Raw genomic sequence first — 24,963 nt, 5'->3', positions numbered from 1 at the left:
ATAGAGGCTCTCATGGCAGTTAAAAGTGGTGAAAACCTCTATTTTCCTTCTAGCATTGATAAATCCATTGAGTGTCTCTTTAATTGGACGTTAGATGTATATTCGACGAACCTTCATTTGTGAAGTCTTGTAGGGGTAAGCTCCTCTTTACGGTAGACCTAAAATCACTTTACAAATAGTTCAGGGAACTAGATTTTACAGAGTCCAACCTAAATACGGAACTCTTGATAATGACTGCTTATTTAAAAACAACATTATACTGAACATGAACAACAGAAGAGGCTTCATTTGTATTAATTATGAAATATATATAATCAGTAAAAAGAATGGGAAAAGAAAAAAGTAGACTTTTTTAAAAATCTCAATTTTCAAAAGCAACAACGGTGTTTCTGTGATAAATTTCACAGTGGGAGAGTGAATCCTAAGCCGAAGTTTAATGCCGCGGCGAATGTAAGGTACATAAGCCATGTTCCCGTAATCAGATGCCAAAATCCTTTTACCCTAGTCCATGAGGGTGATTGTAGCAAGCTTGCCGGGATATCGGAAATGTAAACTAAAGCCAGCAAAATGAATAATACCATTACAGGGTAATCTTTAGCATAGCCGAACACGGTAGCTCCTATAATGGATATCCACAGGAAAGCTATAGCCATGTAACCGTCGACCCTGCTATCTCCGCCTATATATTTGTTGATTCCGAGTGCGAACCAATGGACACCGTACGCAGTGAACGCAAGTGCAGCCATGTAGGTTACTGGACTTGACTGGAACGCTTTAAACACGGTAAGCCCGAGCCATAAATAAGTCCCAGTCAAGAACTGAAGGAAACCCGGCATCCATATGCCCCATTGTCCCAGCGAATGGTTAAGGGCAGTGCCTCCGTCCTTTGGGAACCTAAAAAATTCAGTACCACCGTATATATAATATCCTGTTCCTAGCCCGAAGAATCCGACCGCTAAGGGTGGAAGAGGACCTACCATGTGTTTAAACTTATTTTCTAAAGTATAAAAAGCTATCTTGATTTATCTAATTAAGCTATAAAACTTAAAATAAGTTTTTATACAATTTAGATTTTTCATCTAATATCTACTAAATTTTCACTCTAACAAAACTTTTTAAAAGTTAGTTGATACTTATTTTTCATGCCTCTTCGAATTAAACTAAATAATAGGGAAGTTACAGCAGAAGAGGGAGACACGATTTTAACCGTCCTAGAGAGGAACGGGATTTACGTTCCTCACGTATGTTATAACCCCCGGTTAGGTCCCATTAGGACTTGCGATTTATGTCTCGTTGAGGCAAACGGAAAGATTGTAAGATCATGTGAAACGAAAGTGGAGCAAGGAATGGTAGTGAACACTGATAATGAAAAAGTCAAGGGAGTTAGAAGGAAGGCTTTTGACACTGTGCTCAAGAACCACAACTTGTACTGTACGTTTTGCGACAACAACGTTGACTGTGAGCTCCACGAAGCGGTATCAAGGGAGGGGGTTTACTCACAACACTTCGTCCCCAAGCCCTACGAGGTAGATGACTCTAATCCTTTCTACGTGTACGACCCTAAACAGTGCATACTCTGCGGGAGGTGCGTTGAAGCTTGCCAGGACGTAGTGGTGAACGAGGTAATCAGGATAAACTGGGACTTGAACCCTCCCAGGGTTGTATGGAGCAACGGTAAAACCGTGGATTATTCCTCCTGCGTCTCTTGCGGTACATGCGTCACCGTCTGTCCGGTTAACGCACTAATGGAGAAGTCCATCCTTGGAGAGGCAGGTTACTTTACAGGGATAAACAAGGAGGTTAAGGACAAGCTAATCGACGCAGCAAAGGCGGGCGAGAAGGACTTCTCCCCCTTCATGTTGATAAGTGATATCGATAAGAGGATGAGGAATTCCTTGATAAAGAAGACCAAGACCGTGTGCACATTCTGTGGTACCGGCTGTTCGTTCGAGGTCTGGACTAAGGGGAGAAAGATCCTGAAGGTAGAGCCCAAGCCCGAGTCCCCTGCTAACGGTGTCGCGACTTGTATCAAAGGGAAGTTCGGGCTGAACTTCGTAAACAGTGGTGAAAGGTTAACTAAACCTCTAGTGAGAGAGGGTGACCATTTCAGGGAGACCTCGTGGGAGGAAGCTATACGTCTGGTCGCGAGTAAGCTTCGGGAGGTTAAAGAAAAGTTCGGACCCGATTCGGTAGGAGTAATCGCGTCTTGTACTTCCACAAACGAGGAAGGTTACTTGGCACAGAAGTTCGCGAGGGCAGTGATAGGGACCAACAACGTCGATAACTGTGCGAGGTATTGTCAGTCCCCAGCCACAACGGGTCTGATAAGGACAGTGGGGTACGGAGCTGACAGCGGCTCCTCAGACGACCTAGCTTGTGCGAACCTAGTGATCCTCATCGGGACCAACACGGCAGAGGCTCACCCAGTCATCGCTGGGAAGATAAAGAGGGCTCACAAACTGGAAGGAAAGAAGCTGGTTGTAATCGACGTAAGGAAGCACGAAATGGCAGAGAGGGCCGACCTCTTCGTAACACCTAACTTAGGAACCGACGTAGTGTTGATAAACGGGATTGCTAAGGCTATCCTAGACCACGGGTGGGAGGACAAGGAGTTTATAGAGAGGAGGACTAACGGCTTTGAGGTCTATAGGAAGAGTTTGGAAAAGTATACCACTGAGTACGTGGAGAAGGTCACCGGAGTCAAGGGAGACGTAGTTGAGGAGATAGCTAAGATGATACATGAGAGTGGGACACTTGCGATAGCTTGGGCTATGGGGGTGACACAGCACCAGGACGGAAGCGAAACCTCTACAGCTATCTCGAACCTCCTCTTGTTGACGGGCAACTACGGAAAGCCTTGTTCAGGCGCTTTTCCGCTCAGGGGACACGCAAACGTTCAGGGAGTAGGCGACGTAGGTGCCCTCCCCAATTACCTACCGGGATATCAGCCTTATAGTGATGAGGCGATCAGGAGATTGGAGGACGCGTGGGGAACGAAAATACCCAGGGAACCAGGTCTTACAAGTACGGACATGGTGGACGCAATTCTCCAGGGGAAGATTCACGCAGTGTACATCATGGGTGAGGACAAGGTCTTAGCTGACTCCGACCAGAGCAAGACAAGGGAGGCGTTGAGCAAGCTGGACTTCCTCGTAGTTCAGGACATGTTCTTCACCGAGACAGCTAAATACGCTCACGTGATCCTGCCAGCAGCAGCCTTCCTAGAGAAGGAAGGTACTTTCACCAACACCGAGAGGAGGATTCAGAGGTTATACAAGGTCATGGAACCGTTAGGTGAGTCTAAACCCGACTGGGAGATTATACAGATGGTAGCAAACCAGATGGGCGCTGGATGGAACTACGTTCACCCCTCCCAGATTATGGAGGAGATATCCTCTACTGTTCCTATCTACGCGGGAGTTACGTACGACAAGTTGGAGGGGTTCAAGAGCGTCCTCTGGCCTCTGGAAGGGAACAAGGACTCTCGCTTCCTGTACGAGGAGAGGTTTCCTTTCCCCGACGGGAAGGCTAAGTTTTACGTGACCAAGGAGATACCTCCTGTGAAGACCGATCAAGAGTATAACTTGTACCTAGTGAACGGAAGGATGCTGGAACACTTCCACTGGATGAGGATGACCGGTAAAACCCAAGGGATCATGTATAAAGTACCAGAGACCTTCCTCGAGGTATCCCCACATACCGCTGAGAGTTACGATCTGAAGGACGGTGACACAGTGATGGTGATGTCGGAGACCGGAAAATTGAGGACTAAGGTTCTCGTCAGTGGTAGGGTATCCGGGAATAAGGTCTTCCTCTCAATCCACGACGACAAGGATATGAACGTGAACATCGTCACCCTCAACGAGAAGGACCCCACAGCTAGAACTCCTGCATACAAGGAGATACCGGTGAAGATAGAGAAGATAGAGTCATGTTCCACGTGTGAGCCACCTTTACCTAGGTGGAACCCGAGGAACGCTGAGAGGACCCCTCAACGCGGGGTCATGGTAGAGAGGAAGTGGGAAAGGAAGGACTATGAAAAGGTGGTAGACCAATGAGCGACAGTGAGATAGAGAAAATAATGGAAATTATGAGGCAGATGGACGAGGCTGGCGTGTTGGACATCCTCAACTCCCTGCTTAAGAGCAGACAAGGAGTCCTGCTAGAGGTAGCGAACTGGTTGCAGAACAACTCAAACGTGATGAAGAACATGTCCACACTCATGGCGGCTATGAGTAAACTCGATCCCGACTCGTTGAAGAAGGCCGAGACTTTGACTGACCTACTCAAGATGTTGAGGGACCCCGACGTGTTGGCTGGCATATCTTTCTTCCTCTCCCTGATGAAGTCCATAGGTGAGACACTGCATGAGTGAGAGGAGAGTTGAGGTCCTAAGGTATGAGGAAGGAAAGTCGTGGGTTCAGGAGGACGAAATAGCGAGTGAGGAGCCGCTGAAACTCACGGTAGTACACGGGGAAACCTCAAGGTCTATCTACATCATGAGGACACCGGGGGACGACGACTTCCTCGTCCTAGGGTTCCTCTTCACTCAGGGCGCAATCAGGGGGATTGACGACATAGAGCTCATGCAACTCCACGATAACTCAGTCAAGGTGAAGGTGAGAAGCCCGTTTCAGCTCAGGGACACCATGGTGAACTCCAGTTGCGGAGTGTGCAGTTCCTCCTCTATTCCTTTCGTTCAGTTCAGGCAGGACGAAACCTTGAAGGTCAGGTCGAGCGTGTTGATGGATCTACCGAGGAAGATGAGGTCGTTTCAGAGGGCCTTCCTGGAGACCGGAGGTATGCACGCTTCCTGTGTGTTTGACGTGAATGGCAATCCCCTGTTCATAGCAGAGGACGTAGGGAGGCACAACGCCGTAGACAAGGTCATAGGAAAACTGCTCAAGGCGGGTAAAGACGCCCACGATCTTATACTCCAAGTTAGCGGTAGAGTGGGTTACGAAATAATCCAGAAGGCAGCCATGATAGGATTCCCAGTGGTCTCCGCTATCTCAGCTCCCACTAGTTCAGCAGTGGAACTCTCCCACATCGCGGGCATATCCCTCGTCGGCTTCGTCAGGGAGGGAAGGCTGAACGTGTATTCCCATCCAGAACGCATAGTTTTCGACTTAAACTGAAGGCATGGTAAAAGACATGGATAGAGGGGAGACAAGGAATCATCTTGGTATCGAGGCTAGCACCACGCTCCTCTCTTCATTTTCCATTTTAGTTATTTCTAAAAAATAAGAGCTTTTCTCCAATTTTTATGTTGATAGAGTTTAACAGTAAAAAAGAGAAAGAGATTATTTACTACTTGATCTCCGAAGATGAGAAGAATTTCTTTTTTTAAAAAAACAAAATAAAACAATATAAAACAAATAAATAAGGATTTCAGTTGTTCTTCATTTTCTCTTCAGTATAGTTAGAAAGTTCTCTATTCTTTTAGTTGGGCTGTCTAACTTCATCTTTGAGCTTGAGGCTAGCCTGATCAGTAATACCGAGAAAGCTAAGGAGATCCCGGATAAAGCAATAAAGGCGAGCCAACTCATTAAATCCATGTACGGAATGAAAACCAAGGGGAAATGTATCTCTCTCCTTATGAGTCCGTAGAGGCCTGCAGCCATCATGACATAACTTAGGAGAGTAGACGACCCCAACCACGTTAAAGCACCCACCTTTACCAACGTTTCTCCTTTGCCGATCTCGACTCTATCACTAACGAAGGAAGCGAAACAAGCTAGAAACCCTAGTACCAGGAAGTCCCACACTATGGAATGGAAGCTACCTACTACGAAGTAGGTGTCATGCACTTCAGGATCAAAGAAGCTGAACGGTAAGATCACCGAGGGAGCTGAAGATACGGCGAAGCCTAGGAGAGTGACCTTGTTCAGGAAATCCTTGATGGATCTTCCTCTCTCTGTGGTGATGGGTATGACCATATTGAGGAACGTGATCCCTAGGAACCCGGTCAGGAACATGGTTGAGAAGTCTGACAGTTCCCTCACCCAGTCAGGGATAGGCCACGTCTGCAAATGGTTAGCAAATATCATGAAGGGGAGGACAGCCAGAGGGATCACAGTCCACTTCCTCCACCTTTCGCTGTAAGACCTCATGCTTGAATACAGGAGCGCTATGATCGAATAGGTGAGGAAATAAGTGGCGGGAGAACCGTATTCCCAGAAGAGAGTATCGACTATCAAGGGAGGGAAAGAGTAACCGTTTGAAGCTAGGATGTACAGCAGGCTCACCAAGGCCAAGAAGGGAATGGAGAAGGTCATCAACGCGGCGGGGATCCTAGAGAAACCCTTAGCCTTTGTAAACAGATAGAGAGAACATATCTCCATGGAGAACGATTCGATCAGGAGTCCTACGTAACTTATCCAGTAGTCTTGATAGATGCCTATGAAGCTGATCGGTTGCACTGAAAGGGGGTAGAGCATGTACCACCCCGTAATCGGCCCCCCAAGAAAGAAGATCAATAAGCCCAGATTGGAGGTCAGAAATGTCACGTTCATGATCGTTTTTCTTCCTTCTATCTTGTTCAAGTAAAGGATCAAGGCTATGGCTGAGAACTCCACGAAAGCGATCATGCCGGAATCTCCGTGAAGCGTTAACATGAAGTAGTAAACCCCGTCGAAGTTCTCAGACCCTTCATTGAGGAGATACGTCCTCAAGTTCATAGCCCCTACTCCCGTTATACCTAACCAGGATATTCCTCCAAGGAAGTATAAGACCCTTGGATCTATCTCTTTCAGTCTCACGGGTCTCACCTTTCTAAATAAAAGATAATATTAAATTAAAATTAATTAAGAAAGTTTTGATTGATAACATAATAAAATAGTTATATTAAACATTTAAAAACTTTTTTAACATGTTTTTATGGCCCACGTCAATGGCATTGAAAGATAAGGCTTGAAGTTGAATGTGCCATCTCTATCTCATAACGGGCGTGAAAACTAAGGTTACCTACGGGTTTCGTCAGTCTCATACATCTAATACCTTCCGTATTTGCTTTGATTAAGGTTTACGTCGCTTTGAAACCACTAGTGTTAGGTTGGTAACTTCGCTCTAGGGACGTGAATATTGATAAAGGACTTCGTGTTTCATTCAAGTCTTGAAGCTAGCTTTTAACCTTCCCTATGCCAGTCCGGATAAAGAGAAATTACATTACGAGAACAACGAAGTCCGTGAAGTGGAGTAGATATGTCCTCTCTAGCTCTTTATTTAGGGTAGGAAAAGAAAGGATTACTTACCTTAACTCGTCGCCTGTCTCTCCCTGAAATGATATCTCTATAGGCCTTAATCAATATATTACCATTAACACATAATTAATTTAAGAATTTTGGAATCGATTTTAAAGGGATATACTTAAATTTCTTGAAAAACAAGAAGTGTTATGTATCCGTCTGAATTTGGTTATTTCAAGCCTGATAGCTTGAAGGAAGCGTTGGACTTCCTCGAGGAAGAGGACGCCAGACCTCTAGCTGGAGGGCAAAGCCTGATACCAATGTTGAAGTTGAGGGTGATTTCAAGCAAATACCTAGTTGACCTCAACGGGATCCCTTCGCTGTCATACGTTAAAGACGAGGGTGACAAGGTGAGGATAGGTTCGCTGACTAGACACGCCGAACTGACAAAGGACCACGTGAAGAGTTCGGTTCCCCTCCTCTACGACGCCGCGAGGCAGGTGGGGGACTTTCAGGTCAGGAACATGGGGACCATAGGGGGTAGCATATCTAACGCTGATCCGGCAGCGGACTACCCTTCGGTCTTGACAGCACTGGACGCTAAAGTAGTCCTGGAGTCAGGTCAGGGCACAAGGGATGTCGACTCAGCACACTTCTTCAAGGGACCTTTCAACCCAGACATCAGGAGAGGGGAAGTGGTGAAGGAAGTGGTGTTTCCCAAGCTCTCAGGTTACACCACCAAGTACGTTAAGGTGGTGAGGAGGGCAGGAGACTACGCGATGGTATCACTAGCGTTAGCATTGAAGGTGAAAGATGGTAAAGTTGAAGACCTCAGGCTAGCATACTCCGGAGTGTCTGACACTCCTTATAGGGCGAGGGAAGCTGAGAAGCTCTTAGTGGGGAAGGAGATCACACGGGAGAACGTGAAGGAGGTAGCTGAAGCAGCCTCTTCAGCTGTCAACCCCCCTTCTGACGTAAGGGGAAGCTCTTGGTACAGGAGGGAAGTGATGAAGGTCATAACCATGAAGGCATTAGGTGGTCAGCCGTGATGGTTAAACCGGGAGAGAAAGCTAAAGTAAGGGTCAAGATAAACGGAGTGGAATACGAAGAGGAGATGAGCCCCAGGAAGCTCCTTGTCCACTTCTTGAGGGATTTGGGATTCACCGGGACTAAGGTAGGGTGCGATACCTCAACGTGCGGAGCTTGCACTGTCCTCTTGAACGGGAAGTCGGTGAAATCTTGTACCGTCCTCGCTGTCCAAGCAGACGGTGGCGAAATCACGACCATAGAGGGGATAGGGAACGGAAAGCTCCACCCAATACAGGAGGCGTTCTCCAACAACTTTGCGTTACAGTGTGGGTTCTGTACTCCTGGGATGATAATGCAGGCTTACTCCCTCCTCAAGGAGAACCCTAATCCCTCCGAAGAGGAAATAAGGGACGGAATGCACGGGAACATCTGCAGGTGCACAGGGTATCAGAACATCATTAACGCAGTGAAGGAGGCATCGAAGGTGAGACCATGAACTACGTAGGTAAACCGGTCAAGAGGATCAATGATAAGAAGTTCGTGTCAGGGAAGAGCCAATATGTGGACGACATACAGACGTCCTCCCTACACGCAGGTTTCGTGAGGAGTCCTTACGCTCACGCCAGGATCAGGTCTATTGACTTGTCTGACGCGCTCAAGACCAGGGGGGTAGTCGCGATATTTACGGGTAAGGACTTGAACCCCATGTTGAAGGACGGCCCAGGGCCGTGGGTCACATACATAGACCCCAAGGACTGGAAGTACGTGCCCAGAAGGGCTCTGGCTGAGGAACCAAGGTACGTCGGTGACCCCGTAGCTATCGTGCTGGGGGTGGATAGGTACTCCGTTGCTGACGCGGTCGACAAGGTAAACGTGGACTATGAGGAGTTACCGGCAGTGACCAAGATGGAGGACGCGCTCAGCGACAAATCCATGGTCCACAAGGAGCTAGGCACTAACGTTGGGTATAGGAAGGACTTCATCGCGGGGAACGTGGAGACTGCGTTCAAGTCTGCAGACAAGGTAATCCCCGTGGAGGCCTCCAATAGCAGGCTGATCCCCTCTCCCATGGAACCGAGGGGAATAGTGGTGAGGTATGAGAGCGGATCCTTGACTGTGTGGTACTCTACCCAGATACCCCACTTCGCAAGGGAGGAGTTCAGCAAGGACTTCGGGATTCCGTCGAGCAGGATAAGGGTCATCATGCCCGACGTGGGAGGAGCCTTCGGGAGCAAGGCGCACTTCATCTCAGAGGACTTGGCGGTAGTTGCTTCGTCCATAAAGTTGGGCAGGACAGTTAGGTGGACTGCGACGAGAAGCGAGGAGATGATATCCTCTAACTCCAGACACAACTCTTTCAAGGGAGAGGTGGCAGTTAAGAACGACGGTACTCTCCTGGGAATCAGGGGAGAACTCCTGGTCGACTTAGGAGCTTACCTAACTTACACTGAGGGACTTCAGCCCGCCATTATCCCATTGATGGTACCAGGTCCTTACAGGGTTAAGAACCTTCGTCTGACGAGTACAGCGGTCTACACTAACACTCCTCCGATTACAATGTACAGAGGAGCCAGCAGGCCGGAGGCAACGTTCATCATAGAGAGGATCATGAGTACAGTAGCGGACGAGCTCCACATGGACGATCTGGAGTTGAGGGAGAGGAACCTCGTGAGGGCGGACGAGATGCCCTACAAGAACCCGTTCGGGCTCACGTATGACTCTGGGGACTACTTGTCCTTCATGAGGGAGGCAAAGGAGAAGCTGAAGTACGCTGAAATGAAGAAATGGGCTGAGGAGGAGAGGAAGAAAGGGAAAATGGTGGGAGTCGGTACTGCCTTCTACCTAGAGATCTCTGCCTTCGGTCCTTGGGAATACGGCGAGGTCAGAGTAGATGAAATGGGAGACGTTACCGTGATCACCGGTGGGACTCCCCACGGTCAGGGGACCGACACCGGCTTGGCGCAACTCGTGGCTGATGAACTGCAAGTAGATATCTCGAGGGTGAACGTGGTCTGGGGCGACACGCAGGTAGTTGCCTCAGGGACTGGGACTTACGGTTCCAGGACTATCTCAATAGCGGGTAGCGCTGTCAAGATAGCCTCGTCTCAGGTCCTAGAGAAAATGAAGAGGATAGCTGCGAGGATGCTGAAGGCCGACGTGGAGGAGGTTAGCTATTCTTCAGGAGAGTTCATCCACAAGGACGGGAGGAAGTTGAGCTGGAACGATGTAGCCAGGATGGCTTACACCGGGAACGACCCCGGACTTTACTCTTCAGTTACCTTGGAGGGAGACGTCACTTTCCCTTACGGGCTTCACCTAGCTGTGGTAGAGGTAGACGAGACGGGGATCGCTAAGGTCAAGGAATACCGCGCGTGTGACGATATAGGAAGGGTAATTAACCCTGCCTTAGCTGAGGCTCAGATACACGGAGGTGCCATGCAGGGGGTAGGCCAAGCACTTTATGAGGAGGCTAGGATAGAAGACAACGGACAGCTGGGGGTCAGCTACGCGGAGTACTTCGTTCCAACCATGGTGGAGAGTCCGAGGTACGTCTCTTACTTCACCGAGAATCCGTTCCAGTCTAAGTATACTACAGGCACGAAGGGAGTAGGAGAGGCAGCACTCATAGTCGGACCCGCTGCGATAGTTAGGGCAATAGAGGACGCTGTAGGGAAGAGGTTCAACAAGACTCCGGTGACCCCAGAGGAAATATACAAGGCGATGAAAGATAGGAGGTAAAGTAAGCCCCTCATGACGCTGACTTGACCTCTTCATTTTTAAAAGGATTTTTCTTGTTCCTTCCTTTGTATATCCGTCCTATTGATATGAACTATATTTTATACTGTCCAGCACTTTGATAAGATCTGAGTACACAACTCTTATTATGTTGTCTTGAGTCCGCTTTCCCTTACACCAAGTCGTACAACCTATTCCAATCCGTTATCTCCTGACCTTCATTGGAAACTATCAATGAGTACAATTTCCCTGCTATTTCAATTACCACGGATCCATCCCTTTCCCCTTCCACTATCTTGCTTCTGAGGAAATCACCAACCACCATAGGGCCGTAAAGCCTACCCTCTATCATGAGGAACGCCTTCCAAGAACCGAATTCCTTTAACACGTTCATTTCGTGAGTCACCACAAACCCTTCCTTACCGTATTCGCTGAGCCACCTCTTCATGAGCCCTTTTCTCCTCTTGTCCAAGTTCTCGAACGGTTCGTCTATAGCTATTATTTCCGGTTTCGAGCATAGTGCGAGGGCAGTGAAAACCACAGTTCTCTCGCCGAGGGACAGAGAGGAAGGATTCCTCCCAGTGGGGTTGACACCAGCCTCGTTCATCATGTGAGAGAAAATATCCTCACTGCATTCCTTTATCTCGCTTAGTATGGAGACCAGGTCCTCGGTCTTCATTGCTATGTGGTACACTTCAGGTAAATTGGAGGAAAAGGACGGGAAATCGCTGATGTTCCTCAATTCTACTCCGTTAAGCTTCACGCTTCCCTCATACTTGTAGAGACCGCTCAATACTCTCAGCAGTGTGGTCTTCCCTGAACCGTTAGGGCCGAGGACGAGGACCTTATCATCGATCTTGAAGTTTACGTCCTTTAATATAGGTCTTCCTTTCACCTTCACTTGTAAACTTAAACCTTCGATCATAAGTTACTGTGGAAGACCGGGAAAATAATAAGACCTCTTTGTTCATAAATTGTACCTTTCCACCCTCCTTAAATTCTGGGAAATTGACCTTAATTCATGAAGTTCTTGAAATACGTGTTGAAGTCCCTTTTGAGGGATAGAAGGACGTTAACTTGGTCCGTTTTCTTTTCCCTCTCCTTGGAGTTCTTCTCTATCTTTTATTTAAATCGAATGAATGACATTAACGCAGGCTTAGTTAGACAAGCGTCAGGACTGATGTATTCCTTGATGTTAATGATGTCCATGGCTTTCTCCTCCGTGGCAATAGGTAGATCCTTCGTGGAACAGTCGAGATCCTTCGGATACATCTTTAGGTTCTCCAAGATGAACGGAAAGTCATATCTCATTCAGCTTGTTGGAGGAGTAGCAACAGTGTACATAATCCTCTCAGGACTCTTCGTCCTCTTTACCGTCTTCATGTTCGACATGAAGTACTCGACCTTAGTTTTTCCTCGTAACTTAGCTGAACTGGTTCTCTTTTCCATGCTGGGAGGAATGTCGATTTTAGGGACAACCTTGGTTGTAGACCAGTTGGTCCTCAAGTTCCAAGGAAGGAGGAACTTGAACTTCATCCAGTTTCTCCCTGTTTTCTTGTACTTCACCTTCGACTGGGCTATCATAGAGGGAGGAGCACACGGTTCAGAGTTCTACATGTCTCCGTTCCTTTCCTCTACCTACCTCATGATCAATGCTTATGGCGGGACTTCTTCGTTTTGGTTCAACGTCTCTACACCTTATACAGTGAACCTCCTCCTGAGCGTTATCTCAGTCGTATCCTGGGTCACCTCCCTAATGTTGTTGGACGCATTCATCCTGAAAGGAATATATTTAACACCAGAAGAAGAGGAAAGGGTAGTTTAACATGGATAAAGATCATTTCTCCGTCTTAAGGGAGGGAGAGGAGTTCGCACGAAAGGTTTACCTCAGGAAGGTGAGGCTCTCCATAGGAATCTTCTACTTGTTCGTGTCGACATACCTTCCCCTAGAGTTAGGGCTGGAGTTAGCTTACCTTTACTTGTTCTCGAAGGTCCCTTTAGTCTCCACCTTTCTCCACGTTTTCATATTCTCTCCAGCGCTCTACGCAATTTATGTTTTGGTTTCGTCCTCCCTCCTACTGAAGCTAAATAGGATTCCCAGTGTAATGGAGAGAATTAAAAAATTGAGAGAGAACGGAAGGCCAAAGAGACTTTCAGGCTTGACCTACGCGCGTCTGTCGATAATAGGAGTGACAATCTCGTACCTCCTGTCGTGGGTTATTCAAGGGGAGACGGGCGAGTTAATAGGTAACATAGGCAACCTGTTCGTCCTCCTTGCAATTATTTGGTATTTTCACAAGATCTTTTCAGTGCTGAACGTCGATAAACCGAGCGTCCCAGACTACTTGGCTTTAGCCGGGGCAGTAATAGGACTGGTGGGAGGTACGTTCATCGGAATAATCCCGTTCTTGATCTTCTTCGCCTCCTGGGCGTCTGCCGGGATTTACATAATTCTGAAATACAGGTGAAATGTTTGGAGGACGAATTCAAGGACTTCATGGATCTGGTCAAGTCCCCTGTCTTCTCCAGTTCTGCCAGAGTAGGAATCCTATTAGTGCTCCTTGGAGTAGACAAGATCACCTTCACAGACCTTTTACGTTCAGTTGATATCCCTAAGTCCTCACTTTACGTTCACTTGAAGGTCCTAGAGGAGAACCAAGTCATCACGATAAAGGACGTGATAACCCTCACCAGACCCCGCACAATAATACAGATAACTCCTAAGGGGAAGGAGATGGTGGAGAGGTACTTCTCGCTATTTGAGGCCCAAATGCGTAAAGGAGATAAGAGCGACAGCAAAGGAAGAGACATTTCTTTTCAAACGTGACATTAACGGAAACCACACGCATTTTAGCGGGAAGATAAAAGGGAAATGGAAAGGAAAGAAAAAAAGACATTATTACTTTCTATCAAAAAATTAAAAATACAATTCTTTCTCTTGGTCTCAAATGGATGACATAACCTTACGCGTTTGGACGAAGACCGTTTTGTGAAACACTTTAATTCCTTCAAGTGTTAAATCAGCTTACTCACACTAGATTCTAAAATTAAATGTTAAAAAAAGAGGTTTCACGGGGACGCTGATAATAACTAGATAGAGGTTAACGGAGCAAACGAATCCCCAACTCACATGGAAAGGCTATTTTCATGTTCTTCTTATTTCTATATAATCTATAATAATGTAAGAATATTTAAATGTAAAAATTGCACATGAAAATAGATTTAAAAACGTAAGGAGAGAAAGATAGATAGGTAGAAAAAACATGATTTCGTTCAAGTCAGATCCTACGTTCTATCCTTCGCCGAAGTCTGCAATGAGGGGTAAACCTGAAGACCTAGCGTATGTGGCTTGCCTTTACGAAGGGACCGGCATAGAAAGACCGGATCACATAGCTGTGGTGGACGTGAACCCATCGTCGCCTTCTTACTCTAAAGTGGTCGGAAGGGTGGAACTCCCTTACATCGGCGATGAATTACACCATTTCGGTTGGAATGCGTGCAGTTCAGCTCTGTGCCCTAACGGCTCCCCAGGTGTCGAGAGGAGATACCTCGTGGTGCCTGGGCTGAGGTCGTCCCGTCTGTACATCATAGACGTTAAGAGGGACCCTAGGAATCCTGAAATAGTGAAGACAATCCAACCTCAAGAAATTATGGAGAAAACCGGTTATAGCAGGCTTCATACAGTTCACTGCGGTCCAAACGGGATTTACGTAAGCGCGTTCGGAAATGGGGAAGGCGAAGGACCTGGAGGAATCCTGGTTCTCGATCACTATACCTTCGAGGTGCTGGGGAGGTGGGAAATAGACAGGGGAGACCAATACTTCTCATACGACTTCTGGTGGAACTTGCCCAACGAGATTATGGTCACAAGTGAGTGGGGAGTCCCCAACACGATAGAGGGAGGTCTGAAGTTGGAACACCTAAAGGAGAGATACGGAAACAGGATACACTTCTGGGACTTAATGAAGAGAAAAAAGGTTCAGTCCCTTACTCTGGGTGATGAGAACAGGATGGCGTTGGAGTTGAGACCTTTCCACGACCCGACCAAGACCATGGGTTACGTGAACGTGGTGTTGAGCTTAAAGGACTTGAGTAGCTCCATCTGGTTATGGTATAAGGAGGGAGGGAAGTGGAACGCTGAGAAGGTAATAGACATACCTGCAGAGAAAGGAGACGGAGGTCTACCTGATGTCCTCAAAGGTTTCGGGATGATACCTCCGCTAGTGACAGACATAGATCTTTCCCTTGATGATAAGTTCCTCTTCGTCAGCTGTTGGGGGGCAGGAGAAGTGAGGAAGTACGACGTGAGCGACCCCTTCCACCCGGTTCTCGCAGGGAAAGTGAAAGTGGGTGGGATACCACGCCATCCGCACCCATCGGGGAAAGAGATGAGTGGTGCCCCGCAGATGCTCGAGGTGAGCAGGGATGGGAAGAGGGTTTACGTCACTAACTCCCTTTACAGTTCATGGGACAACGAGTTCTACCCTGACGGGATGAAAGGGTGGATGATCAAACTCAACGCTGAGGACGGACTTACCTTGGACAAGGACTTCCTGGTGGAGTTCGGGGAAGCGCGATCCCACCAGACCAGGCTCAGTGGTGGAGATGCAAGTTCAGATTCCTATTGCTATCCTTAGCCTCATGATAGGGACCACTCAGGGGATGGACGCTTACAGCGGACCGCTCTACTCCCTTTACCTCAGGAAGTTCAACAAGAGGAAGGAGAGTTACGCTATCCCTTTCCTTACAGTAGGGCTGGTGTCCTGGGCAGTCCTCTTTCGGCAATTCGTGATTGAGCCGGTAGTCGTAGGGGTCATAATCTGCAGTGTATACGGGGTTAAGTTTCTGTTCTGGAGATACCATCACGTTTCGCTGAGCTTCAGACCTGAGTTTTCGTGCGTAGCGAAACAGTTGACCATGAACACGTTTTTAGGAATGGACTTCCTCCTACCCGTCCTTTTAGCGGTGGCGGGGCAAAGTTACTTACTGCTCTTCCTCACGTCTCTCATCTCAACTAGGGTAGTCTCCTCTTTCCTAGACGACAACAAGATAAGGAAGTTGGCAATAATGAATATGGATGGAATCAGTTCAATCCTCGGGATGATCATGGGCTTGACATTTGTAGCCAGTTATATCTGATAACGAGAGATGTGGGAGAAAAGAGGCCATACAAGGATAAAAAAGACGACAACAAAAAATATTCTCCTCTCTTGGTCTTAATTTTTTCCTTCTTTATTACTATTTTTGTTTTCAGTTCTTAAGAAACAAGTCTCTTTTTTCCGAATCGAGAAGAGGGAAAACAGATGACAAGAAGATAGGTAGAATTATTCTTGACTTCAACACCTAGAGTATCTTGCCCTTTAGGTCTGAAGGTTAAAAAATTCTCTCCTCTTCCTCTCCCCTTTGTTCAAGTAAAGGCCTAGCATGGGAGTTATTGGTCGCTCTATATCATTAACCTCTCACGTGAAATTCTCTCTAAGTAAACGTTTAATTTGGAATTAAACATGGATTGATGGACTCAACATCTAATGAATTTAAGTTTTTTTTTAAAAAAAGAGTAAAAAAGGTTTGAAAACTGGTGAAAAGGAAAAACCGTGACGTTACTTTGCCTCTTTGGTTAGCCCCATCTTCTTAGCGTTCTTTATCCCCTGTCTGTATCCGTAAATTCCGAATATCACTACACTCACTATCACTAGGAAGAAACCTATACCCAACGAGTGCAAGTTATGGACTTTCACCGGCGTGATGATGTTGTACGTGAGCAGGGGAGGATAAAGCAAGACCGCAATTCCACCAACGATGAACGCTAACCCTCCGTACTCCAACACGGTCTTGGTTATCGTCTTTCCCACCAAGGCTATCCCCTGTTGAGTCAAACCCTTCATTCTGCTCAACCACGTCCCGAACATTGTCCCGAACAGCACTTGTGCTGTCAACGTTCCTAACCCAAAGAGTGCACCGGGTACCCACCCTAGGAAAGCGTTAGGCATACTGGGAGCCAGGACCGTGTATATTATAAGTGCGAAAGCACCGAACCCGAAGCCTGCAATGAAGCCGTGGATGAACGCTAACTTCGTCGGGACAGGCCTAACGAGGTCGCTCTCGTCCACGTAAGCCGGATTTATCCTGTGAGACAGTTCCTCTTCCTGCAACTCGCTTCCTTTCCTGTGAATCCCTGTAGCCTCGCCCAATTTCCTCTCTAAGAAGTGCCAGTGCAGATAACTTCCCTTCCTCGCAATGTATATCCCTGCTCCTACCATCGCTATACCGACCACGATGTAAGTCAATCCGAACGCGAGGGTGGTCATGAAAACCCCTGCTAGAGCCAAGTAGGCAAGCTCGGAGAGGATCGACCTCTGTAGTGTGAAACCCGACGAAAAGATCAAACCAGTCTTGGCTCCTCCTTTACTGCTGAAAGTTCCCACAGAGTACGAGAAAGTGATAGGCCAAGTGTGCTCATCAGGAGTCACACCATGCAGTATGCCCAGCAGGTAAGCTATTATCAAAGCACTTATCACGTCTACGTCCTGAGGGTTCCAAAGGTTTATGGTCACCATTTTACCATCTGAAGATATTAGGGTAACCCTAATTTTTAAATGTTTCTATCTTCGTATATCAAGAATATTTAAGATAAAAGCATGAAATCCGCTTCATTCCGCTTCAACCCTGGTCCTCACTAACGTGAAAGTCTCTTTTAGTTAAATGCTTTATTACTTAGGACTCAACGCTAAACGGTTCAGTATAAAGCGACGAGGTATTCGGAGACTTCATACATCTCGTGACTGTGAAATGGATCCCAATTATGGGTTAAAGGAGGATTAGCCACCGTCATAGTTATTCCTTACTAGTGTACTCGAGAGGCCATCAAATAACCCGACCGTTTTTAAGTCTCAATTCCTAAGGTTTTGAGTCTAGAGGTTAAAAGAGAGACATGAAAAAGTAATCTCAGGATCAGGAAAAGTAGAGGTTAAACTATCCGAAACCTTTTAGAGGGGGCTCTGCAAACGGAGTCAGATCCTCATTCACGAGTACAAATTCCATCACCTCCTTGATTTTTAGGGAAGACCCCTCCTCTCTTGACTTTTAGGGATTTTTGGTTTTTCATCTCAGTCTCTCATTCTCCTCCCTATTTAACTAGTTTTCTAGTGTAATTCATGTAAGGTGTTCATTCCACGCCCGTTAATCTATCGTTATAATTTATAATTTTAAATTAATTTCGGCTTATACTTTAGTTAATGTTCAGCATATCTCGTTTTTATCGAGGAAAAATAACTAACAGTTAATTTTTTATAGAAATTTAGTCCATACAATCTATTAAACTTTCTTTCATGTCTTGAGAATATTACAATTACCAGTAGAGACCTGAATGACTCAGTGAGAGGAACAGTAGTTTATATATATATAACGACTAAAAGTATTTTATTAATGGAAAAGATATCACTACCCATCTTAAAGAGTAACAATTTGAAGTATTTAACGAAGGTTTTCGAATTAGCTTTACACCAAGTTGAAAGTAGGCTTAAGGAAGATAAGGGTTTTCTCCATGTAGAGTACGAACTATATCCCTTCGACTCTGGGAGGGTAGTAATTACGGCAAGTAATAGAAAGATAGAAGAGAGCGACGAAGAGGAAACACACACTCCCGGGAGGCAAGAACTTATTCTCTATCTATTGAAAACCTTAAGATAGAAGAGGAGAATAGGCTTGTAGGAGATGTATACTGTTTCACGTGGAACGGACCTTTAGTAGGCGTGAGCACTGAAGTTTACAGAACCAAAGTCACCCCAGTTATGGAGAACATGATGTTTGACGTCACTCTTTCACTTGGTAGTATTGATAAAGACGCGAACAAGGTAGCAAATATAATATCTGAAATATTAAATTACTGTTTTCAACTACTTAGGGAAAGATTTTAAAATAACATTGCTTAATTCTCTTCATGGTATTCATATATGATTCCGGTTATCTCTACAGATACGTGGACGAGGCGGAGTATGTTTCGTCCTGAAAAATGGTATAGTTTACTCTACGAGGAGTCCTAGAGGGACCTACTGGACTACGCTTTTTACAGATTCACCTTCAATTGCTAAGAATTGGCTTGCGATAAATAAAAAAGAGATTTTTAGGATAGGCGGATTCCGTTTATCTGATGTAGACCCGACACACATAAAGTATTCTGGCATCGTGAAACCATCTGGCAAGTTCGGAGGAGGTGCAATCGAGATTGTAATAGATATACCGATACCTATTATGTCGATTTACGACATAACGAATAAAACACAAGTGGGTTCTTGCATGGACTTAAGTAATCCCATGAACTGTTCATGAACAAAATAAAATAAAAAGAGAGGGAAGGAGGATAATTGATAAGGCCTTTTCGGACTAATCGGGCTCTTCTCAGAGTCCATGCGAAGCCTCCCTAGTGGTTCACTGCTTTGTGGGACGCTTCAATTTTTATCAAAGTTAACGTAAAACCTACTTTTAATATAACGTCTAATTTCGAATTATTAAAACCAACAGACTTAACACCTAAAGGAATTGAAGGGACAAACAAAGCAGTAGTTCACTGAGTTATTTCATATGAATGATAAGACAACATTGGCCTCTCATTCGACTATCTTTGCGTTATCGTTTCACTTTTATAGAAATTATGTTACCTCTAATAAAATTTATGGAAAATATTGATGCTGGACTCTGAATTTAATAAAAAAGGATAGGTTCTCATCATCTGGAAAGACAAGCGACTTACGGTGGTAAATCTCTCTTGATATAGAGGCGAGCGTGTCACTTCGATATGTCCTCCAATTTCCTCCCGGTAGTCCTGGGGCCCAGCAGGCCTATGTCTAGGGACACTATGGCTATGAAGACCCATATTATCCCGAAAGTGGCCAGCAACCCCCTTGGAAGGAAGAACGCAGCGATCAGCAACACCAGTATAGACGTAGAGAACCTACTGACGCTGTACACCAGCCCCGCACCTGTCGACCTCACCCTCGTGGGGAATATCTCAGCTTGATATGTATGGAAGAAGTTGGAGAAGTTCCAAAGTGTAGCTGCAACGAGGAACCCGAGCGCGACGGTCAAGGGTACGTTAGGTGCGAGAGCGAACGCAGTCCCAAGTACCCCAGCCAGTACAGAAGAACCTATTATCCCGTACTTCCTGTCGACCTTGTCTATCACGAAGTAGTTTATCACGCTACCTGCCAGGAAGCCGGTGTCTATAACGATGGAAAAGAGCAAGGTGTTCACTAAGCTTATTCCCTTAGCTAACAGAAAGGACGGTGTCAGTACCACGAAACCGTAGAATATCCCAGACTGGAAGAACTGGAAGACCAACATCATGATAGTCCTCTTCCTGAGCTCCTTCGAGAACAGCTCTCTCACGCTGGAGCGTTTCTCCTCCACATCGACCTCCTCAGCGTCAGGTAACTCCTTACCCTCCCTGACTACAGAGTCCTCCCACTTCCTCACTATTTCGTCAGCTTCCTCCACTCTCCCCTTGGTCTCCAACCACCTGGGGGACTCGTCTAACCTAGTCCTTAAAGCCCACACAACTAGCGCTGCTACACCCATGAACCAGAGAGGTATCCTCCACGAGTAGTACTCCAGAGGGTGGGAAGACAAGTACGTTACTATAGCAATGACGGGGGCAGAGGTAACTGCAAGCGTGTACACTAGGGCAACACCCCTCCCCCTGAACTTCCCGGGCATCATCTCTGAGGTGTAACTGTCCACTAGGGGGAATTCACCTCCCACACCTATCCCTGCAACAAATATCAGCGCTGAGATAGCGTAAAAGTTGCTCATGAAACCTGCTATCAACATACCTACCCCGAAAAGGAGCAGGTTGACCAAGAAGACAGTCCTCCTGCCTTTCATGTCTGAGAGGAGGCCGAACAGCACACTACCTAATGTCTCACCCAGGAAGAAAGCAGTAGTTATAGCCGTAACAGCTATTGACAGACTTGAGAAGAGGACTGTAGACAACACCGTGGCTATCCCTCCGTTACCCAACAACATTAACGTCTCCACCCACTCTCCTCCCATGACAAGCATGAGGAACTTGTAGTGTATTCTGCTTAACGGGAGTCTCTCCATCCTGCCCAAAACGTTTACCTTAGACTTTTCCTTTGACATTGCACTAAGAGAGATGCCACGTGATTTTTTAAGCCATTTTAACTAAAAGAAAGCAAGAAATCTGATAAATCACATTGTAAGTTTAAAAGTTAGGAAAAAGATAAAATCATCGATTTTCAGATAAAAGAAAAAGGATAGGGAGAAGGAGACCCTGAGAGCTCCCTGTTCCTTCTCTTCATTTCTAGGTTCGAAAAACCATGGTCAAGGACGTAGGGTTGGAGTAAATAGGATCGGAAGAAGGCTAGTTCATATATAATAATTGAGAAAGAGAAAGGTTACAAGCTAACAGAGAGATCATTTGAAAAGGTAAGTGATGATCTGCGGTACACCTCCTTAAGAAATAGTGTTTTTTGAGATAAAGTAGAAAACACTTCAGAAAAGGAAGTTCGACGCGTGACTATGTAAAGGTATTACTCTTCCTATAGCTTTTATCGGAAAACCCTGCAGGTTTACGTGACCTTAAAAATAATTTAATAATGAGAGGATAGAGATTAAATAATTAGCTATAGATCCGAAGTCTTCCTCAATGCTAAATAGATAAAATTTATTTTATAACACTACTAGATGAAAATATTTAAGCCACAGGAATTCCCGTAAACTGCCTTCCTAGTTCAGGGAAGCTGTTAAGTCATTTAGAAAGATGGGACATGACACTAAATAACCGAAATTGAACAACCTCATTCCCAAGGGCGTGATAGTTCAATAAACCTCTCTTTTAGAGGAAATTATAAATTAATAAAGTTAAAAGAGATGTTGTAATTATGTATTTATGCATCTTTATTGTTTATTTCAGATAGTAGAAGGAAGTCAAAAATTCGGCAGTGAAAGGGAGAACGAAATATGTTTTTCAAAACATATTATTTTTCACGTAAAACTCCCTCGGCAGTGAAAGGGAAGTTGATGGTGCGACTTCACTGCCGAATTCAGAGTAACGTTTTTTAGGGGGTTTTTACATAATATTAAGCAGGGTTTGTAGTGATCCTTAGAGGGTTTGAAACACGACTATGTTTCAATCAGTGGTTTCAGTGACGCTGAGGTTTGTAGTGATCCTTAGAGGGTTTGAAACCTTGCTCCACGCCCTGGAAGGGCGAGGCTTTCAGTTCAGTTTGTAGTGATCCTTAGAGGGTTTGAAACTCAATGACAGTTCTAACAAAGTACATGACACGATTTGTTTGTAGTGATCCTTAGAGGGTTTGAAACATGATCCCGACAACGGACAATACCCCCAGTCCCCTCGTTTGTAGTGATCCTTAGAGGGTTTGAAACTCATCTCAAAGACAAGATAGAAATAATATCAAATAAGTTTGTAGTGATCCTTAGAGGGTTTGAAACTAAAGGCGGGAACGTGGTTCCTGAGGAAGAGATAATGGTTTGTAGTGATCCTTAGAGGGTTTGAAACATAGGATGGCGGGTAATTAAACACGCCATTTAGTAGTTTGTAGTGATCCTTAGAGGGTTTGAAACCTAGTCGGATCTCTATTCGAAATTGTGATTGCCAGTTTGTAGTGATCCTTAGAGGGTTTGAAACAACGTTATGACCCTCACTGACCTGCCACCTCGTTCCGTTTGTAGTGATCCTTAGAGGGTTTGAAACTGGTGTGAATGTCTATGGCCCTCTCGAGCCTGAGGGTTTGTAGTGATCCTTAGAGGGTTTGAAACATGTTTCACTCATCCACCTCACCCTCCTCATAGTCGGTTTGTAGTGATCCTTAGAGGGTTTGAAACTAACTTTTTCAAAAATAAATTCGTAGCTCTTATGTCTGGTTTGTAGTGATCCTTAGAGGGTTTGAAACCATTTCCAGAAGCACGATTTATTCAACTTATTTTAGTTTGTAGTGATCCTTAGAGGGTTTGAAACGAAAAAGCAGGGTTGAAGGTGAAGGACGTAATGTTCTGTTTGTAGTGATCCTTAGAGGGTTTGAAACCCTTTTCGAATACCTTTTCGAAATCGCATGTCATATGAGTTTGTAGTGATCCTTAGAGGGTTTGAAACGAATAAGAAAAGGAGGGAATGTTTGCATCCATAGTGCGTTTGTAGTGATCCTTAGAGGGTTTGAAACAGGTAAAAGCTAACTTCGTTTCACCTGCAACTTTCACGTTTGTAGTGATCCTTAGAGGGTTTGAAACAGACAGGAGAAAGGAGAAGAAACGCATTCGTGGAATGGTTTGTAGTGATCCTTAGAGGGTTTGAAACCTTATTATTTCTGCTCATTTTTGCACCTACCCAATACGTTTGTAGTGATCCTTAGAGGGTTTGAAACTAGAGAGGACGACGACCATACCGTGAACGAATGCTATGTTTGTAGTGATCCTTAGAGGGTTTGAAACACAATATAACCTTCTTCTTCGGGATCTGTCCCGAAGCGTTTGTAGTGATCCTTAGAGGGTTTGAAACTATACTAGTGTGAGAAACTAGTAGATAGGTGAAAAAAGGTTTGTAGTGATCCTTAGAGGGTTTGAAACAGTATGTCTTCAACGGCGATCATTCTGACACATATGTTTGTAGTGATCCTTAGAGGGTTTGAAACCACCTACCCAATACTTATCGAGGTCATTTATAAATAGTTTGTAGTGATCCTTAGAGGGTTTGAAACTTCTAAAAAAGTAAGGATTTATTTCGTTCTCATGTTGTTTGTAGTGATCCTTAGAGGGTTTGAAACCTTTCATAAGTACTGCTAGTCATGGATTCGCTCTCAGTTTGTAGTGATCCTTAGAGGGTTTGAAACCTATTTCCTCATCACTAACGTCTTTATTCAATTCGATGTTTGTAGTGATCCTTAGAGGGTTTGAAACTTTTTCTCATAGTTCGGTACCGAATTTCTTTTTCTAGTTTGTAGTGATCCTTAGAGGGTTTGAAACATCGAAAGGATTAGTGAATTCAACGGCATTAAAAGAGGTTTGTAGTGATCCTTAGAGGGTTTGAAACCAGCATAGTGGTACCTAAAAAATGGGGGGACTCCGTGTTTGTAGTGATCCTTAGAGGGTTTGAAACGAGAAGAACATAGATTCGATAAGACAAAAATGGGAGTTTGTAGTGATCCTTAGAGGGTTTGAAACATGAACCTCACCCGGTGTCTTAAACTGACTCTCGTATGTTTGTAGTGATCCTTAGAGGGTTTGAAACCTTACCAAAGTGAAAGTAGTTCCGGTTCATGTGGTGTTTGTAGTGATCCTTAGAGGGTTTGAAACTCTTCGTATTCGCGCCATTTCCTGAATATTATTTCGGTTTGTAGTGATCCTTAGAGGGTTTGAAACAATCTACTCCGTCGCCATGTTCACGGTGAAGTACAAGTTTGTAGTGATCCTTAGAGGGTTTGAAACATACTAACATAGGTTCTGCTAATTTCAATAATGGAGCGTTTGTAGTGATCCTTAGAGGGTTTGAAACTTACATTGCTTGGGCCGTTTGTACTATCGATTAAAGCGTTTGTAGTGATCCTTAGAGGGTTTGAAACAAATACCAAGGTATCTCATGCCCTCTCACTTTACTGGTTTGTAGTGATCCTTAGAGGGTTTGAAACCCAAGAATATACATAGTAGATATAGCTGTAATACCAGTTTGTAGTGATCCTTAGAGGGTTTGAAACGGGCTAATGCAAAGTAAGGAATATAGTAAAGCGGAATGTTTGTAGTGATCCTTAGAGGGTTTGAAACTGTGCAAGATGTTTCATAAAGGCGAACAGCCAGGAGATGTTTGTAGTGATCCTTAGAGGGTTTGAAACGTAGAGAGCTGAAGCAAAAATATCCAGACAGGGCATGTTTGTAGTGATCCTTAGAGGGTTTGAAACATTTTTTAACGCCTAATTCCTCATGAGGAAGTATCTGTTTGTAGTGATCCTTAGAGGGTTTGAAACAAAGATCTGGAAACAATAAG

18 protein-coding genes and 1 CRISPR repeat array (1 of these 19 only partly in view) are annotated in these 24,963 nt (G+C 45.2%); of the genes, 13 read left to right on the top strand and 5 right to left on the bottom strand.

Annotation, left to right across the window (positions count from 1 at the left end; all coding sequences use genetic code 11):
* Positions 1 to 401: 401 nt before the first annotated feature.
* Entirely contained in the window at positions 402 to 980 is a 579-nt protein-coding gene (locus IC007_RS03015) for a hypothetical protein (protein ID WP_054846140.1), read from the bottom strand.
* A gap of 162 nt (positions 981 to 1,142) precedes the next feature.
* Between IC007_RS03015 and fdhF the strand changes: the two genes are divergently transcribed.
* From fdhF to fdhD, 3 genes are read left to right on the top strand one after another with little or no spacing between them, the layout of a single operon-like run.
* Complete coding sequence (gene fdhF, locus IC007_RS03010; RefSeq protein WP_149528339.1) at positions 1,143 to 4,058, top strand: formate dehydrogenase subunit alpha; 2,916 nt, start codon at positions 1,143 to 1,145, stop codon at positions 4,056 to 4,058.
* Positions 4,055 to 4,375 carry a DUF1641 domain-containing protein gene (locus tag IC007_RS03005; RefSeq protein WP_054846139.1) on the top strand — a complete coding sequence of 107 codons (321 nt, stop codon included), beginning with the start codon at positions 4,055 to 4,057 and terminating at the stop codon, positions 4,373 to 4,375. The genes fdhF and IC007_RS03005 overlap by 4 nt, the downstream gene beginning before the upstream one ends.
* Positions 4,368 to 5,138, top strand: coding sequence for a formate dehydrogenase accessory sulfurtransferase FdhD (fdhD, locus tag IC007_RS03000; RefSeq protein WP_054846138.1), 771 nt, complete (start codon positions 4,368 to 4,370; stop codon positions 5,136 to 5,138). Before IC007_RS03005 ends, fdhD begins: the two co-directional genes overlap by 8 nt.
* Positions 5,139 to 5,402: 264 nt before the next feature.
* Here fdhD and IC007_RS02995 read toward each other — a convergent pair whose 3' ends face one another.
* Positions 5,403 to 6,761 carry a cbb3-type cytochrome c oxidase subunit I gene (locus IC007_RS02995; protein ID WP_162302168.1) on the bottom strand — a complete coding sequence of 453 codons (1,359 nt, stop codon included), beginning with the start codon at positions 6,759 to 6,761 and terminating at the stop codon, positions 5,403 to 5,405.
* A gap of 635 nt (positions 6,762 to 7,396) precedes the next feature.
* On the opposite strand from IC007_RS02995, the gene cutB reads away from it, so the two are divergent.
* Genes cutB through cutA form a run of 3 tightly spaced genes read left to right on the top strand, consistent with a single transcriptional unit; the run spans position 7,397 to position 10,955 of the window.
* Entirely contained in the window at positions 7,397 to 8,236 is an 840-nt protein-coding gene (gene cutB / locus IC007_RS02990; protein WP_054846136.1) for a glyceraldehyde dehydrogenase subunit beta, read from the top strand.
* Complete coding sequence (gene cutC, locus IC007_RS02985; RefSeq protein ID WP_054846135.1) at positions 8,236 to 8,712, top strand: glyceraldehyde dehydrogenase subunit gamma; 477 nt, start codon at positions 8,236 to 8,238, stop codon at positions 8,710 to 8,712. The genes cutB and cutC overlap by 1 nt, the downstream gene beginning before the upstream one ends.
* Positions 8,709 to 10,955, top strand: a complete 2,247-nt coding sequence (gene cutA / locus IC007_RS02980) for a glyceraldehyde dehydrogenase subunit alpha (protein WP_054846134.1) — start codon at positions 8,709 to 8,711, stop codon at positions 10,953 to 10,955. Before cutC ends, cutA begins: the two co-directional genes overlap by 4 nt.
* A 169-nt stretch (positions 10,956 to 11,124) precedes the next feature.
* On the opposite strand, the gene IC007_RS02975 is transcribed toward cutA, so the two are convergent.
* Complete coding sequence (locus IC007_RS02975) at positions 11,125 to 11,877, bottom strand: ATP-binding cassette domain-containing protein (RefSeq protein ID WP_149528337.1); 753 nt, start codon at positions 11,875 to 11,877, stop codon at positions 11,125 to 11,127.
* 96 nt (positions 11,878 to 11,973) lie between these two features.
* Here IC007_RS02975 and IC007_RS02970 point away from each other — a divergent pair, with 96 nt between their 5' ends.
* The 5 genes from IC007_RS02970 to IC007_RS02950 all read left to right on the top strand — a co-directional run bounded on the left by IC007_RS02970 (position 11,974) and on the right by IC007_RS02950 (position 16,091).
* Entirely contained in the window at positions 11,974 to 12,777 is an 804-nt protein-coding gene (locus tag IC007_RS02970) for a hypothetical protein (protein WP_054846131.1), read from the top strand.
* Position 12,778: 1 nt separating this feature from the next.
* A complete protein-coding gene (locus IC007_RS02965) occupies positions 12,779 to 13,420 on the top strand; it encodes a hypothetical protein (RefSeq protein ID WP_149528336.1) in 642 nt (213 codons plus the stop codon).
* Positions 13,421 to 13,425: 5 nt separating this feature from the next.
* Entirely contained in the window at positions 13,426 to 13,779 is a 354-nt protein-coding gene (locus tag IC007_RS02960) for a transcriptional regulator (protein WP_054846129.1), read from the top strand.
* Between the two features lie 436 nt (positions 13,780 to 14,215).
* Positions 14,216 to 15,589 carry a selenium-binding protein SBP56-related protein gene (locus IC007_RS02955; RefSeq protein WP_370685802.1) on the top strand — a complete coding sequence of 458 codons (1,374 nt, stop codon included), beginning with the start codon at positions 14,216 to 14,218 and terminating at the stop codon, positions 15,587 to 15,589.
* Complete coding sequence (locus IC007_RS02950; RefSeq protein WP_149528334.1) at positions 15,558 to 16,091, top strand: hypothetical protein; 534 nt, start codon at positions 15,558 to 15,560, stop codon at positions 16,089 to 16,091. Before IC007_RS02955 ends, IC007_RS02950 begins: the two co-directional genes overlap by 32 nt.
* Before the next feature lie 461 nt (positions 16,092 to 16,552).
* Here the strand turns inward: IC007_RS02950 and IC007_RS02945 are convergent, their stop codons facing one another.
* Entirely contained in the window at positions 16,553 to 17,509 is a 957-nt protein-coding gene (locus tag IC007_RS02945; protein WP_149528333.1) for a hypothetical protein, read from the bottom strand.
* Positions 17,510 to 18,326: 817 nt separating this feature from the next.
* Here IC007_RS02945 and IC007_RS13720 point away from each other — a divergent pair.
* Positions 18,327 to 18,641, top strand: a complete 315-nt coding sequence (locus tag IC007_RS13720; protein WP_232048997.1) for a hypothetical protein — start codon at positions 18,327 to 18,329, stop codon at positions 18,639 to 18,641.
* Positions 18,642 to 19,136: 495 nt separating this feature from the next.
* Entirely contained in the window at positions 19,137 to 19,280 is a 144-nt protein-coding gene (locus IC007_RS13715; RefSeq protein ID WP_232048996.1) for a hypothetical protein, read from the top strand.
* 456 nt (positions 19,281 to 19,736) lie between these two features.
* Here IC007_RS13715 and IC007_RS02930 read toward each other — a convergent pair whose 3' ends face one another.
* Entirely contained in the window at positions 19,737 to 21,089 is a 1,353-nt protein-coding gene (locus IC007_RS02930) for an MFS transporter (RefSeq protein ID WP_054846126.1), read from the bottom strand.
* 968 nt (positions 21,090 to 22,057) lie between these two features.
* A CRISPR array of direct repeats spans positions 22,058 to 24,963; the repeat unit is 30 nt; unit sequence GTTTGTAGTGATCCTTAGAGGGTTTGAAAC; it runs 2,931 nt beyond the window's last position.

It is taken from the genome of Sulfuracidifex tepidarius, assembly GCF_008326425.1.
Lineage (GTDB): Archaea > Thermoproteota > Thermoprotei_A > Sulfolobales > Sulfolobaceae > Sulfuracidifex > Sulfuracidifex tepidarius.
This window is presented reverse-complemented; position numbering and strand designations above follow the sequence as displayed.